The following is a 14,529-nucleotide window of genomic DNA, read 5'->3' as shown; positions in this document are numbered from 1 at the left end:
TGTCCAGACGGCGAGCCGACGATGCTTTTCAGACCCAGGCAATGACCAGTAATCCAGCCCCCAGTATCAGGCACAGCGGTGAGTAGACCAAGGTATCGAGACGGGCAAACGTCGACGCGACCTTCTCCTTGAAGAACCCCACCTGATTGGAATCGCCGATTGCCCGGGCGAACATCAGCATCGCAATCGCGCTGATCAACCACTGCAACGCCCAATGCCTGATCGGCGCCATAAACAACCCGGCCCGCAGACTCACCAACCCGGCAATCACCAGCAACGCCACGGCAACCGCCGAAGTAGCCAGCGCTGACGGTTTGAACGCGGGCCGCAAAGCCCCGTCTTCACCGCCCTTCACCTGCGGCACCACCGCTTCGATGGCCCATTGGCCACCAGCCGCCCAATACACATGAACCAGGCTGATCAGCACAAAAAACACAACAATCCCTTGAGAAACCACCCACGTCATGACCAGACCTCCTTGATTTGGAAAGCAGAAGAATGGACCTGGAACAGATTTTTTGTAAGTATGTTTTTCATGGGTAATGTTAAAGTGCCGCCCCATGAAACTCGCCCGAACCGACCGCTCGCTCATTGCCTGGATGCTCTATTGCTGCGTCCTGTTCAATGTATTCGCCTGCAGCCTCGGTCACGGGCAAATGGTCGGCATGCAGCTCAACGGCATCGGCGGCCAGTTCTGTACCGTCGACCCGGCAACCCAGGCCCCTGCGCAATCAAGTCCGACGGAAGAGAAACTGCCGACCCTGTCCAAGGCATTCGGCTGTCCGCTGTGTTCCACCGGCGGCATGGGCCCGGCGCTCAACTCCAGCCTGACCCTGGCGGTGCTTGCGCAACAACACAGCCTGCCACCGGCGACCGTTTCCAACGCTGAAATCCCTGCACGCTTCACCTGGCCGTCGGCCAACCCTCGCGCACCTCCTGTCGCTTAAGCCCTTCGCCTTTTTTGCTCTGCTCACCGCGCCAACGCGTGGCGTGCGTGTGTGAGCGACTTCCTAGCCAAGTCTTCAGGATGTACCGATGAAACATATTTCCCTGCTCGCAGGCCTTTTCGGCTGCGCGTGCGCCCCTGCCTGGGCACAAACCACCATCAACCTGGCGCCGACCACCATCGATGCCAGTGAACAGGAATCCACTGCGGGCCTGAGCCTCGACCAATCCAGCGGCATGGCTTCACGCCTTGGATTGAGTGTGCGCGAAACACCCGCGTCGGTAGCCGTGGCCAACCGCAACGACATCGAACGCCACAGCGCGCAGAACTTTCAGGATGCCGCCAATACCTTGCCCGGCGTGAATGCCAGCGCCCCGCCGGGGTTCGGTGGGTTTGTGTCCTATCGTGGTTTCACCAGCAGCCAGATCACCCAGATGTTCAATGGCATCAATGTTGCCGGTGGCCTCGCACGGCCGGTGGACGCGTGGATCTATGACCGAGTGGAACTGGTCGGCGGACCTTCGTCCTTGATCAACGGTGCGGGCTCGGTTGGCGGGTCGCTGAACTACGTCACCAAACTGGCCACCCGCGAGGAGCAGGCGGCCGAAGGCCGGGTCAGCTATGGCAGCTACGACACCACCGAGACGGCGTTCGGCGTCAACCACGCACTGACTGACGCCAGCTCGGACGTTCAGCACTATGCGCGGCTGGATGTCAGCCACAACACCGGCAATGGCTACATTGATCGCCAGGAGCGCGACGCCTGGAGTGCCGCGTTCTCGCTGCTCAGCGACCTGACACCCGATCTGTCACACACCCTGGCGCTGGAGTACCAGGACGAACATGAGGACAGTCCTTACTGGGGCACCCCAGTACTTAATCCAAAAGCGGGCGAGTTGCAGATAGACAGGCATAACCGCTTCAACAACTACAACGTCGAGGACGGTCGGTATGAACAGCGCACACTGTGGCTGCGCTCGATCATCGACTACCGCCTCAACGACAGCACCCGCCTGCGCAACACCCTGTATCACCTGGACAGCCAACGCGATTACCGCAACCTGGAAACCTACCAGTACAACGCTGACAACAGCGCAGTGAACCGCTCCACCGCGTATCAGGTCCGGCATCAGGGCGAACAGAACGGCAACCAGTTCGAACTGAGCCACGACACACGTCTCTTTGGCCTGGACAGCACCTGGTCCGGTGGTTTCGAGTACAAGGTCAACCAGACGACCAATTCGCCATTGAACGTCAAAGGGGCAAGCTCGGTTAACCCCGACCACTATCAGCCGGGGCACTTTTACGACATTCCCGGCACGAAATCAGGGTATGTCAGCGACAAGACCAATGAGGTCACCACGCGAGCACTGTTTGTCGAAAACCGCCTGGCGCTCACCGAGACCCTGTCGCTGTTGACGGGCGTGCGCTATGACGATATCGCCCTGGACGTGACCAATCACCGAGCCGTGACCGCCAGCAATCCACGCCATCTCAAGCGCAGTTGGGAACCGGTTACGGGGCGTGTCGGCCTGACCTGGCAGTTCATTCCCACGGCCAATGCCTACGTGCAATACAGCACCGCCGTTGAACAACCGGGCGGCACTCAGGATTTTGATGTCTCGACAGGCAAGCAATGGGAAATCGGCAGCAAGTTCAACTACCTCGACGGTCGCGGCTCGGCAACCGTGGCGGCGTATCGCATCGAACGCAGTGACTTCGCCGTGACCGATCTACAGGACCCGACCAAGAGCATCCCGGTGGGACAGCAGACCTCAAAAGGCATCGAACTGGCGAGCTCCTTCAAGATCACGCCCAAGCTCCTGGCCGAAGGCAACATTGCCTGGGTGGATGCCCGATACGACGACTTCAACGAAAAAAATGCAGCCGGCATGGTGATCTCGCGCAAAGGCAATACACCCACCAACGTCCCTGACCGTGTCGCCAACCTGTGGCTGACGTACGACTTCGCTCCACGCCTGCAAGGTGGGGTGGATGCGCGTTATGTGGCCTCGGTCTACGCGGACAATGCCAACACCCTGACTGTGCCGTCGTACACCTTGTTCGGGACATTCCTGAGCTTCAAGGTGGATCAGCACACCACGGTCACTGGCCGGGTGCGTAACCTGACCAACGAGGTGTATGCCGAGTTTGCCCATGTTTCACCGGCGTACTACCTGGGCAGCCCGCGAACATTCGAGCTGGCGGTGCAAAGCCGATTTTAAAAGCTGCGACGAAGCGGTAGCAGGCACGCCACAGCATGCCTGCCTATCCGCTTATTTCAGTTCGGCAAAGACCTTATCCGCCACATCCTTGGGCACCCAGGCCTGCCACACGTCCGGGTGCGCCTTCATGAACGCTTCGGCAGCCTGACGCGGTGGCGTATGCGCCTCACTCATCTGGGCCAGGGCCTTGTTCAAAGGCCCGATGGGCAAGTCGACCTTGCTGAAAAACGCTACGATTTGCGGGTACTGCTTCTGGAACGGCGTGGACACGCCAATCGAAAGCTTGGAGGGCAGCGAGCGGCTGGGTTTCGGGTTGGGGTTATCGGCATCCGTCAGGGTCTTCCAGGCTTGGGCGTCGAACGGTGGCTCCTCCAGCTGGATCAACTTGAACCGGCCCAGCAAGGGTGTCGGCGACCAATAGTAGAAAAGGACTGGTTTGCCACGACGGATCGACGAGGTGATCTCCGCATCCAGCGCGGCGCCCGAGCCGCTGCGAAAGTTCACGTAACTGTCCGTCAGCCCATACGCCTTGAGTTTTTGCTGGTTGACCACTTCAGAGGTCCAGCCAATCGGGCTGTTGAGAAAGCGCCCCTTGCCCGGACTCTCCGGGTCGCTGAACACATCCTTGTAACGCGGCAGGTCCGACACACTGCGCAAGTCCGGCGCCAGTGCCTGAATGCCCTTGGCCGGGTCGCCCTTGACCACATATTCCGGCACCCACCAGCCTTCGGTCGCCCCTTTGACCGTGTCCCCCAGGCTCACCACCTTGCCTTCAGCTTCGGCCTTGACCCACACAGGGCTGCGACCGGCCCATTCCTCGCCAATGACCTGGATGTCATTGTTGGCCAGCGCGGTTTCCAGAGTGATCGTGGTGCCGGGCAACGTATCGGTCGGCAGGTCGTAACCTTTTTCGACAATGATCCGCAAAATGTCGGTGATCAAGCTGCCGCTTTCCCAGTTCAAATCGGCAAAGTGAATCGGCGCCGTGGCCGCAGAGACCGGAAGCGGTGACAACAAGACACCCATCGAGACCAGTAAACCGACCAGTAACTGTCGAAATCCTTTCATGCTTATTGCACCTCGTTCTTGAACCTTATGGCGTTCACAGAAGTAGCAGGATGGCCTTCAGGCAAAGACCGCGAGCCCCTGGATACTCAGTCCACTGACTGTAGTAGAGGTTCCTGCGCTTGAGGTTCAAGAATCAAGATTCGGAAGAGTCCTGCAATCGTTGCAGCTCACGTCGCACCATGCTGGCGTACTCCGCCGGACGCAACATATAGACCTGCGACGCCACCCAATTGAGCCAGGCGCCCTGCAAAACCGGCTTCTGGGCGAACAATCGTTGGGCTTCTGCCTCGGCGCCCTGGGCATGCTGCTCATGAAACCCGGCGCGGGTAAGGGTCACTATTCGCTGGCCTTGAAGGTCACGAGTTCGCCCTTGCGCCACTTGGCGGCTTTACCGGTGACGGCTTTCAAGGTCTTGGTCAGACCTTCCTGCAACTGTTGGTTGGCCGCAAACACGGTGACAACGCTATGACCTTCCTTGAACAGAATCGCGTGACCGTCGGCGGTGGACACAAATGCGTAGTCACCCAGGCCATAAACCGTCAGTTTGATTTCTCGGAACTTGATTTCGAACTTGCCGCCTTCACGGCTGGGTAATACCGCCGCACGGAGATGATCACCCACCTTGAGTTCAAGGCGCGGCTTGTCATCCACCACCAGCGCCGTTTCGGTATCGATCTCGGCAACATAAATGCCTTCGGGAGTCTGTTCGGTGATGTACACAAAGCGCGACTGAAACTGTTTAACGAGCTTTGCGCGCAGATCACCCAACACAAACAATGCGTGCATATCGAGATTACTTACTGCCAAGGAAACATCCCCACATGTGTAAATGACGTTGCCCGCAAAAAAAACGGACAGCAAAAAAACGGCTACGCCGACGGTGTTGCCACAATGACCCAAGCTGAAACCTTGAACCGAGCAGGATGCTCATTCATCGCAAGGCAGGAGAAGACTAATGGAAGGCCGCTCGCCCCGTCTTCCCTGGCAGTCGTCAGATGTTGAAGGAAAACGCCCTTCTAACGGCCAGAGAACAATTGACTATCAACTTTAGGGAAAAAACTCTTTTAGAAAAGCACTTTTCTGACATATCGACCGAAAAAAATTGCTTTAGATAAACACAAGCCTTCAACAGCTGGAGGTGATTCTAGTTCAGCAACACTCTATCAGACTACTCAAAAGCGACGGATCAACCGCAGCGAACTACAGAAAAGGACTTCATATGTGCACGCTGACAACCTTTACACCTGCGCCAGGCCATTGCACGAACACCCCGCCAATGATGCCTTGCGATACGTTTTATTCTTCACGACTGTCGCCTCAACGACCTGAACCACCGCGCTACCGCGTGGTTCTGGCCGGGAAGGAGTTTTTCCATATCAAGGACAGCACGACAGGCCAGGTAAGAGGGTTTCGCGGCGACCACAACGAAGCCTGTGCTCTTGCCAGAAACCTTGAGATCAGCACCTGAACCCGTTTCACGCTGTCTGCCGATGCGTTCGTTTCGTCAGTGCGCTGACTTAACTCAGCCACCGGCAGGCAACAACTGCCATACTGCCCGAGCATTGAAAGCCAGCCCTCTGGGCGGCGGCGCTCAAAACAACAGAATAATCTTCAAGGGAAGGCGCTACGTGACGGAATTTGATATTGGCGAATTTTTTATCCACGGTGAAGCCAGAGAAGTTGAAGGAGAGTTTCAAGCCGTCATCGTGATGCGCGCCAAACCACCGCTGACCACCGTGACGTATCACCAGGTCGAAAAGGATCGCTGGTTCAAAACAGCCGATGTGGCCGCTACCGCCGCCAAAGAATCCGCCAAGGCCTTGAAACTGGCCGTTGATGAAGGCGCGCTGAAAGTCTGACTGGCGTAACCGGCCTTCAAGGAAGAGGCCTCCCCCCGCGCGACCTCCATGACCACCACCGCACTGTATCAGGCATCGGCAGGGTCGAAACGTCGGCGTGATGCCACGTGTATGGCGCCAGACAATCAGGGGCCAAAAACCCTATCGAGCACGACCTGAACCTGAGTGTGCATCTATTCAATCAGCCAGCCTTTTCAGTGCAGGCTGTCGGACTTTTCGACGTGCAGTTGCGCCAGCCACGCAGCCCTGCACTCCTCGGCTTCGTCGCGACTGGCGAACGCCGTGCCGCGTTGTTCTCCGTTCAACAGCACGACCCAGCACACGCTCTGGCCCATTGCCCGCAGCCCCTGCGGCACGCCACTGCCAATCATCACCGCGACATCGACTTTGCACTGCATGACTCAACCCCGATCTTTTAATTAGCCGCCTAACTATGTGGCCATAGTAAGGCGCTCATTCGTGGGGAAACAGCTGGGACCTTGCACAGCTTTCTTGTGTATCCGGTAACAATCGCAGCGGCTGGAACCGCTCCTCAGTGCGCGCCTTCAGGCTTGTAGCCCAGGCGCAAACCGCCCCAATGGCGGCCCTTGAGGATGATCGGCACCGACAGGTCGTGCATCAGCTCCCCGGTGTCACGGGTGTAGGTTTGCAGCAATACAGGCTTCTGATGGCTACCGCAGCGAATGCCGGTACGGTCGGCGAATTTACGTTTGGTGCGACTGTGCAGGCTGTCGACCTGCGCATCGCCGGTCAATGGCTGGCTGAACACCGCGTTATGGGTCGGCACATAGCCCTGCTGCGTGCAGGCGATGGCAAACACCAGCCCCTCGTGACGCGGCAGCAGCGGCTCCTGAATGGCTGGCAAGACCTGATCAGTGTAACGGTCGAAACGGGTCTGGTACTTGGCCGGCGTGGTATTGGGAAGGGTCTGATAGTTGCGGTCGAACAAGTCGTCGAGGCTGATGCGCCCTTGTTCGATGTCGGCCTCGAAACGCGCCGCAATCTGACTCGCCCCTTCCCGCGCCAGGTCGTAGATGCGTTGGTGATAGTCATCCAGCCCGACTTCGGCCAGGCGCTCGCTGATGGTTTCGGCCTGCCCCTCCATCTGCACCGCCGCGTCGGCCAGGTGCCGAGTCTGCTGATCGCTGACCGCCAGATCGCTGCGCATTTGCTCGACCGCGTAAAACAGGCTGTCCAGTTGCTCACGGTTAGTGTCTGCGCCCTTGGCGATGTCGCTGACCTGGCCTTCTACACCAGCGGCCAGTCGCGCAATATTTTCCAGATGCTGGCCGGTGAGTTCCACCCGCTCGACGCCCACTTCAAGGTCGCTGGACAACTGGCGGATCTGCTCCACCACTTGTGCCGTACGCTGCTGGATATCGGCCACCATTACCCCGACTTCATCGGTGGCGGTCGCCGTGCGTCCGGCGAGGCCGCGAACTTCGTCGGCCACCACGGCAAACCCACGACCATGCTCCCCGGCCCGTGCAGCTTCGATGGCCGCGTTCAGGGCCAGCAGGTTGGTCTGGCTGGCAATCGATTGAATCACCAGGGTCACGCGCTGGATGTCTTCGCTGCGCAGACTCAAGGCTTCGATCAACTCGCGGCTATCGTTGGCGCGCTGACTGAGCTGATGCATGCGCACGATCGAGTCGGCGAGCACAGTACGCCCTTCGGCGCTGCTTTGATGCGCCTCGCTGGCGGCGCCGAGCGCCTGCCGGCTGAGCTGGGAAGTGGTTTTTTCGGTGCCGATCATCACTTCGGCGCTGCTGACGATTCGGGCGGCGGCATCGAGTTGGGATTGCAGTTTGCCGGCCAACTGCTTGACCGAAAAGGCCACGCCGGCGGCGGACAGCGCGTTATGAGTGGTGCTATAGGAAAGATCGCGAGTCAATTCGCCGAGGGCACCGGCGTTATCGGTGACTGGCAATTGCGCGACGGCCCGCGAGCGCAAGCGCGGTAACCAGACAATCACGACGGCCACAGGCAGGCCGACATACAGTGACCATTCCCACACAGCCATGCCACACAACAACAGCATCAGGGCGATGCTTTGCAGCGTAGGTGCCAGCCAGCGATTGCGCTCGCCGCACGTCGCCGCCCATTGCGGTGCTGCGCCAGCCAGAGATCCATCTCTCGTCATGTTCATTACCCCATACGGCTTCTATTTGTTGTACCTGCATTAAACGCCACTAGAAGGCCATTATCCATGGTCCCTTAGTCGGGGGCTTGAAGCAGATCAATAGAAGCGCCGGGATATCTTCAAGACGGCAAAAAGCTTCGCGGGCAAGCCCTGCTCCTGCGGTCATTAACCGTAGGAGCGAGGCTTGCCCGCGATGAGAACGCCGCCGTATCAGGCTTGACGCTGGTGCTTGTCGATTTGCTCGTGACGCTCTTGAGCTTCGATGCAGTACTTGGTGGTCGGGCTGATCAGCAGGCGTTTCAGGCCGATTGGCTCACCGCTGTCGTCGCACCAGCCGAAGGTGTCTTCAGCGATACGGCCCAGGGCCATTTCCAGCTGAGGCAGCATGCGTTGGTCACGGTCGATGACATTGACCAGCCAGTGACGCTCTTCTTCAACGGAAGCAGCGTCCGCAGGATCGGCAGGCGTGTCCAGGCTTTCGATGGCTACACGGCTTTGCTCGATACGCTCGTGGGTTTCGACCTTCATGGCTTGCAACAGCGCAGTGAAGAAAGCCAGTTGCTCGGCATTCATGTAGTCATCTGCCGGCATGGCCAGCAACTTTTCCTTTGTCATTGATTTCTCTATAAAAAATACGTGCATTAAGGCGAATTAGGGAGCGTTCCGGTCGACCCGTTGCGGTCTCGGAAAGGCGCCATACATTCCAAGCGCCACCCGGCACTCAATTTACGAGGGGCGGCAGTCTAAGGCCGACTTGAAGCCTCAGCAACTGAAAAGACAGGGAATTTGTCTGACAAAGCCCTTAAATTGCTCTACGGCAAGCTTTGGGGCGGTTATCGGAGTGCGTTTATAGCAAGAAATTCAATCGAGCGGCTGTATATAGAAGACAAACGGCAACGCCATGCGGGTCGGCATGGCGTAACGGGTCGTAAAAATAGCGCCTCAGATCACGGTTTTGGGGTGGCAGGTCAACCGCGTGACGCCCTTCGCGAGCAAGCAAAACGTTCAGCGCTTCATTTTGCGCTTGTTGCGGTACTGGTCGATGACCACCGCGACCACAATGATCAGGCCCTTGATGATGTCCTGGATGTAGGCGTCGACCCCGACAAAGGTAAACCCGCTGGCCATGACGCCGAGGATCAGTGCGCCGATCACGGTGCCGGTGATGCGCCCCACTCCGCCTGCCAGGCTGGTGCCGCCGATCACCGCCGCGGCAATCGCGTCCAATTCATACGACATGCCCATCCCCGCCTGCCCCGTCGCCGCCCGGGCCGATGCCACCACCCCGGCCAGCCCTGCCAGCAAACCGGCGATGCTGTAGACGATCACCAGATGGCGTTTGACGTTGATCCCCGAGGTGCGCGCCGCCTGCATGTTGCCGCCGATGGCGTAGGTGTACTTGCCGTACTTGGTGTAGCGCAGCGCGATGTGGAAGATCACCGCCACCACCAGAAAGATGATCACCGGCATCGCGCCATGGCCGATGGCGGTGTAGGAATCCGAGAGCATGCTCACCGGTTGACCTTCGGTGTAGAACCGCGCCAGGCCACGGGCCGAAACCATCATGCCCAACGTGGCAATAAAGGGCGGAATCCCGGTGATCGCGATGATGCTGCCGTTGATCGCCCCGGCCAGCAGCCCGACCCCGAGCCCGGCGACCACCGGAATCCACACCGGCAAATCGGTCAGCGAGGGAAACACCGCCCGGGCAAAATCCGAGGTCTGCGCCAGGCTCGCGGCAATCATCGCCGATAAGGCCAGCACCGAGCCGGACGACAAGTCGATGCCGGTGGTGATGATCACTTGGGTCACACCGATCGCCAGCAGGCCGATGATCGAGACTTGCAGGATCATCAACACCAATCGCTGGGAGTTCATCAGGAAGCTCTGGTCACGCACGATCCAGCCGAACACCTCAAACACCAGGCCGATACCGATCAGCACCAGGAAGATACTCAACTCGGTCGGAAAGCGTCGACGGCTCTTGGCTGGCGCCGTTGCAGGCTTGTTTTCCAGTATCGCGTTCATAACCACTCACCCTTCTATTGCGTTGCCGGGGGCGAACAAAACCGCCACCGACCTCAATTCGTTGGAAATCTAGTGAACCGCCGTCATCCCGGAAGCCAGTTGCATGACCCGCTCCTGGGTCGCCTCGCTGCGGTCCAGGGTGCCCATCAGGTCACCTTCGTGCATGACCATCACGCGGTCGCTCATGCCAAGCACTTCCGGCAACTCCGAAGAAATCATGATCACGGCCATGCCTTCGCTGGCGAGGTAGGCAATCAGCCGATAGATCTCGGCCTTGGCCCCGACATCGATGCCACGGGTCGGCTCGTCGAGAATCAGGATGCGCGGGTTGGTCATCAGCCAGCGGGCGAGCAAGGCTTTTTGCTGGTTGCCGCCAGACAAGGTGTCGATGCACTGCTCCAGCGACGGGGTTTTCACCCGCAGCTTCTTGCACATGTCTTCGCACAAGGCGCGCAGGGCTTTTTGTTGGATGAAGCCGTTGCCGACATAGTGCGGCAACACCGCCATCTCCATGTTTTCCAACACCGAGAGGCACGGAAATAGCCCGCTGAGCTTGCGATCCTCGGTAAGCAAGGCGAAGCCCTTCTCGATGGCCATGTGCGGGTCACTGATGCGCACAGCCTGGCCGTCGAGGCGGATTTCACCGCCATCGCTTGGGGTGATGCCGAAAATCGCTTCGGCGATGTTGGTCCGCCCCGAGCCCATCAACCCGGCGATGCCGAGGATTTCACCGGCATGCAGGTCGAACGAAACACCTTTGAAAATGCCGTCCAGACGCAGGTCCCGCACCGACATCAACAAATCGCCAACCGGCTTCTCGCGCACCGGGAACAACTGGCTGAGCTCGCGCCCGACCATCATCGAGATCAGGCTGTCGCCGTCCATGCTGTCGGCCCGTTGCAGGCCGATGTAGGCACCGTCCCGGAACACCGCGACTTCGTCGGCGATGCTGAACACTTCGTTCATTTTGTGGGTGATGTAGATGATGCCCTTACCCTGGGCCTTGAGGTCGGCAATGATCGAGAACAGGTGGGCGACTTCCTTGTCGGTGATCGCCGAGGTCGGTTCGTCCATGATCAGGATGTCCGAGTCGTAGGACACCGCTTTGGCAATCTCGACCATCTGCCGCTCGGCGATGCTCAGGTTGCCGACCTGCTCCTGCGGGTCAAGGTTGATCCGCAGGCGCTCCAGCAGTTGCGCGGTGCAACGGTGCATGGCCCGGTGGTCGACCATGTGAAAACCGTTGAGCTGCTCACGGCCGATCCAGATGTTCTCGGCGATGCTCATGTGCGGCATCAGGTTGAGTTCCTGGTGGATCATCGCGATCCCGGCCTGCAACGCGGCCAGCGGCGTGTCGAAGGTCACCGGTTTGCCGCGCAGGCGCAGTTCACCGGCGTCCGGCTGGTAGATGCCGGCAATGATTTTCATCAGGGTGGATTTGCCGGCACCGTTCTCGCCCATCAAGGCCAGCACCGACCCCGGCCGCACTCGCAGTTGCACATCGGACAGGGCCACCACACCGGGGAAACCCTTGCTGACGTTGATGATCTCCAGCAAGTACGGCTCATCAACCGGCGTGACGTTTGGCTGGACACCCACCAACGGGGTGCTCGAAGCAGTCGCTGAAGCGAACATGATCAGGTACTCCATCAGCAAGGTTGGCAGGGCTACCTTGCGTGCTTATTGTTATTTTTGAATGGGCGGACTAGTTGAACTGGTCAACGTTTTCCGGGGTGATCAGCCTATAGGGGACCCACACGGCCTGTTCGACTGGCTCGTTCTTGGCCATCTTCACCGCTGCGTCGATGGAACCGACGGCCTGGCCCTTGGCGTCCTGAAACACCGAGACCGCGAGGTCACCTTTCTTCACTGCGCGCAAACCGTCGGGCGTGCCGTCGACACCGGCAATCAACACGCTGCCCCTCTCGACCCCGGCCTGCTTGAGGGCCATGGCCGCACCGATGGCCATCTCGTCGTTGTTGGAGATGATGGCGTCGAACTTGCGGCCCTGGGTCAGCCAGTCATTGACCAGCGTCATGCCTTTATCCCGCAGCCAGATACCGGTCTGCTCCTCATCGATCTTGATGTCCGGGTACTTGACCAGTACGTCTTTCACGCCTTTGGTGCGGTTGGTGGTGGAGTTGTTGGCCAGGTCGCCGAGCAGGATCACGATGTCACCCTTGCCCTTGAGTTTTTCGGCCAGGTATTGCATCTGCATCTGGCCGGCTTCCATGTCATTGGAGGCCACGGTAATCACGCCTTTGGGCAGGTTCAGGTCATCTGGACGACGGTTGACATAAACCAGTGGAATCCCGGCCTTGACCGCCGCCTCGGTGATTTTTTTGGTGGCGGCGGTGTCCACCGGATTGACCACGATGGCGTCGACCTTCTGGCTGATGAAGCTCTCCACCTGGCTCAACTGTTTGACCACATCGCTGCGGGCGTCTTCAAATTGCAGTTTGACGCCCTCGGGCATGGACTTGGCTTGCTGGTCCATGGATTCACGCAAGTAGGTGAGCCAGGTGTCATCGAACTGCGACATGCTCACGCCAATCTTCAGGTCAGCGAAAGCCGCACCACTGGCCAGCATCATGGACAGGGCAAGCGAGGCGAAACGGATCTTGGTCTTCATGAACAGTCTTTCTCCACATTCTTGTTGGTTTTATGGATAAGGCGCAGGACGAATTCAGTGAGCAGGCAAGCGAACGATGGGCGCGCCGGGAATGCAGCACACCACGGGCCCCTTGCGCTCAACGCAAAGGAACCTGAAAAAGAAAAGGCTTGGAACGCGAGGAAGGCACGCGGTACGTAAGACGCGCAGAGCAGTGCTGAAGGTTTGCATGAACGGTACCTATCGTTGTTTCTTGTTTTTTGTTCGTCCTGCCCGGCATCAAGGCTGGCTTGAAGGCGAGTAGAACGTTGATAGTCGGTAACCTTGAAATGACTTTATTGGAAAATAATTTCTATATCAACTCATTTTAGAACTTAATTCCAATTCGATTTCATGACCACAAACCGGTTGTATGTCCACCACTTGACGGCGCTCATGGCTCAGGCGCGCAGTGTCTAGAACGCGGGTCGCCACCAGTGCATCACGGGCCTCGACCGGCAATGGGCCAGCGCTTTGCAATGCAGCTTGCAGCTGCCAATAGAACTGCTCAGGCCCCCTCGCCCCGTTGGGGCGATCCGACGTTTCGAGAGGGTTGGGGTGATCAGCCGTAAAACCGTGGGCGCTCTGGCAGTGCGACGTTGACGATCGCCCCGCTCTGCTGCGCTTCGATGCACGCATCCGCCGCGACCGCTGCGGTAAAACCGTCCCACGCCGACGGCCCGCCGACCTGCCCGGCACGCACGCCGTCGATGAACGCCTGCAATTCGACGTCATAGGCCGCGATGAAGCGGTCCTTCCAGTCCATCAGAATCGCGTTCGACAGCTTGGCCCCGCTGCGCAGTTGCACCTGGGACGGCTCTGGCAACCTGGCGATGCCGGTCTCGCCGACCACTTCACACTGAATGTCGTAGCCGTACTGGCAGTTGACGAAGACTTCGACGTCGATGCGTGTGCCCCTGGCCGTTTCCAGCAGGACGATTTGCGGGTCTTTGAGGTGAGCGAGGGCCTTGCTGGTCTTGCGCGGGAACACCACTTGCACCGACACGTAGTCATCGGCAAGCAACCAGCGCAGCACGTCCAGTTCATGGATCAGTGTGTCGGTGATCGCCATGTCGGTCTTGTAGTTCTCGCCCACGGTCGGGTTGCGGTGGGCGCAATGCAGCATCAACGGCTCGCCGATCTGGCCGCTGTCGATCACCGCTTTGAGTGCCCGGTAACCTTCATCGTACGGGCGCATGAAACCGACCTGCACCAGCCGTTTACCGTAGGCCACTTCGGCCTCGACAATCTTGCGGCAGCCCTCGGCGGTGACCGCCAGCGGCTTCTCGCAGAACACCGGCTTACCCGCCGCAATCGCCGCCAGTACGAACGCTTCGTGGCTCGGGCCCCAGGAGGTGACCAGAATCGCCTCGACCTCCGGCGCGAGAATCAGCGCATGCCCATCCGGATACACCTCGGCGGTGAGTTTCAGGTCGGCGACCACTTTCGCTGCCTGCTGCAAATTGATGTCGGTGACTGCCACCACCCGACTGTTGAGCAGAGTCTGGCTGCAACGACGAATGTGATCCTGGCCGATGGCGCCGGTGCCGATGACGCCCAGCTTCAAGGAATGAGAGAGCAAAGACATATGAAGACTCCTGTTGAAATGA

General features: G+C 59.0%; 15 protein-coding genes and 1 pseudogene. 4 read left to right on the top strand and 12 right to left on the bottom strand.

Annotation, left to right across the window (positions count from 1 at the left end):
* Positions 1–28: 28 nt before the first annotated feature.
* Entirely contained in the window at positions 29–466 is a 438-nt protein-coding gene (locus AABM54_RS11925; RefSeq protein WP_347905769.1) for a DUF3995 domain-containing protein, read from the bottom strand.
* A gap of 94 nt (positions 467–560) precedes the next feature.
* On the opposite strand from AABM54_RS11925, the gene AABM54_RS11920 reads away from it, so the two are divergent.
* On the top strand, positions 561–947 hold the full coding sequence (locus tag AABM54_RS11920; RefSeq protein WP_347905767.1) for a DUF2946 domain-containing protein: 387 nt from the start codon (positions 561–563) through the stop codon (positions 945–947).
* A gap of 88 nt (positions 948–1,035) precedes the next feature.
* A complete protein-coding gene (locus tag AABM54_RS11915) occupies positions 1,036–3,171 on the top strand; it encodes a TonB-dependent receptor (protein ID WP_347905765.1) in 2,136 nt (711 codons plus the stop codon).
* A 51-nt stretch (positions 3,172–3,222) separates the two neighbouring features.
* Here the strand turns inward: AABM54_RS11915 and AABM54_RS11910 are convergent, their stop codons facing one another.
* The 3 genes from AABM54_RS11910 to AABM54_RS11900 form a co-directional block, all read right to left on the bottom strand.
* A complete protein-coding gene (locus AABM54_RS11910; protein ID WP_347905763.1) occupies positions 3,223–4,239 on the bottom strand; it encodes an ABC transporter substrate-binding protein in 1,017 nt (338 codons plus the stop codon).
* 133 nt (positions 4,240–4,372) lie between these two features.
* Positions 4,373–4,576: a hypothetical protein gene (locus AABM54_RS11905; protein ID WP_347905761.1), complete on the bottom strand. Its 204-nt coding sequence runs from the start codon at positions 4,574–4,576 to the stop codon at positions 4,373–4,375.
* Positions 4,576–5,046, bottom strand: coding sequence for a hypothetical protein (locus AABM54_RS11900; RefSeq protein WP_347905759.1), 471 nt, complete (start codon positions 5,044–5,046; stop codon positions 4,576–4,578). The genes AABM54_RS11905 and AABM54_RS11900 overlap by 1 nt, the downstream gene beginning before the upstream one ends.
* 469 nt (positions 5,047–5,515) lie before the next feature.
* On the opposite strand from AABM54_RS11900, the gene AABM54_RS11895 reads away from it, so the two are divergent.
* On the top strand, positions 5,516–5,707 hold the full coding sequence (locus AABM54_RS11895; RefSeq protein ID WP_347906172.1) for a hypothetical protein: 192 nt from the start codon (positions 5,516–5,518) through the stop codon (positions 5,705–5,707).
* Positions 5,708–5,867: 160 nt separating this feature from the next.
* Positions 5,868–6,098 carry a hypothetical protein gene (locus AABM54_RS11890; protein WP_347906171.1) on the top strand — a complete coding sequence of 77 codons (231 nt, stop codon included), beginning with the start codon at positions 5,868–5,870 and terminating at the stop codon, positions 6,096–6,098.
* 194 nt (positions 6,099–6,292) lie between these two features.
* On the opposite strand, the gene AABM54_RS11885 is transcribed toward AABM54_RS11890, so the two are convergent.
* The 8 genes and pseudogenes from AABM54_RS11885 to AABM54_RS11850 form a co-directional block, all read right to left on the bottom strand.
* Complete coding sequence (locus AABM54_RS11885) at positions 6,293–6,496, bottom strand: hypothetical protein (protein WP_347905757.1); 204 nt, start codon at positions 6,494–6,496, stop codon at positions 6,293–6,295.
* A gap of 134 nt (positions 6,497–6,630) precedes the next feature.
* Positions 6,631–8,241 (bottom strand): methyl-accepting chemotaxis protein, encoded by a 1,611-nt coding sequence (locus AABM54_RS11880; RefSeq protein WP_347905755.1) that lies wholly within the window; start codon positions 8,239–8,241, stop codon positions 6,631–6,633.
* A gap of 210 nt (positions 8,242–8,451) precedes the next feature.
* Positions 8,452–8,856, bottom strand: a complete 405-nt coding sequence (locus tag AABM54_RS11875) for a TraR/DksA C4-type zinc finger protein (RefSeq protein ID WP_347905753.1) — start codon at positions 8,854–8,856, stop codon at positions 8,452–8,454.
* A gap of 390 nt (positions 8,857–9,246) precedes the next feature.
* Complete coding sequence (locus AABM54_RS11870) at positions 9,247–10,269, bottom strand: ABC transporter permease (protein ID WP_347905751.1); 1,023 nt, start codon at positions 10,267–10,269, stop codon at positions 9,247–9,249.
* Between the two features lie 69 nt (positions 10,270–10,338).
* Positions 10,339–11,904 carry a sugar ABC transporter ATP-binding protein gene (locus AABM54_RS11865; RefSeq protein ID WP_347905749.1) on the bottom strand — a complete coding sequence of 522 codons (1,566 nt, stop codon included), beginning with the start codon at positions 11,902–11,904 and terminating at the stop codon, positions 10,339–10,341.
* A gap of 70 nt (positions 11,905–11,974) precedes the next feature.
* The gene (locus AABM54_RS11860) at positions 11,975–12,901 is read right to left on the bottom strand and encodes a sugar ABC transporter substrate-binding protein (protein ID WP_347905747.1); all 927 of its coding nucleotides are present in this window, start codon (positions 12,899–12,901) and stop codon (positions 11,975–11,977) included.
* Positions 12,902–13,237: 336 nt separating this feature from the next.
* Positions 13,238–13,426, bottom strand: a pseudogene (locus AABM54_RS11855) (gfo/Idh/MocA family oxidoreductase); the annotation flags it as partial.
* A 55-nt stretch (positions 13,427–13,481) separates the two neighbouring features.
* On the bottom strand, positions 13,482–14,507 hold the full coding sequence (locus AABM54_RS11850; RefSeq protein ID WP_347905746.1) for a Gfo/Idh/MocA family oxidoreductase: 1,026 nt from the start codon (positions 14,505–14,507) through the stop codon (positions 13,482–13,484).
* Positions 14,508–14,529 lie beyond the last annotated feature (22 nt).

The organism is Pseudomonas purpurea, from assembly GCF_039908635.1.
In the GTDB taxonomy this organism is placed as follows: domain Bacteria; phylum Pseudomonadota; class Gammaproteobacteria; order Pseudomonadales; family Pseudomonadaceae; genus Aquipseudomonas; species Aquipseudomonas purpurea.
This window is presented reverse-complemented; position numbering and strand designations above follow the sequence as displayed.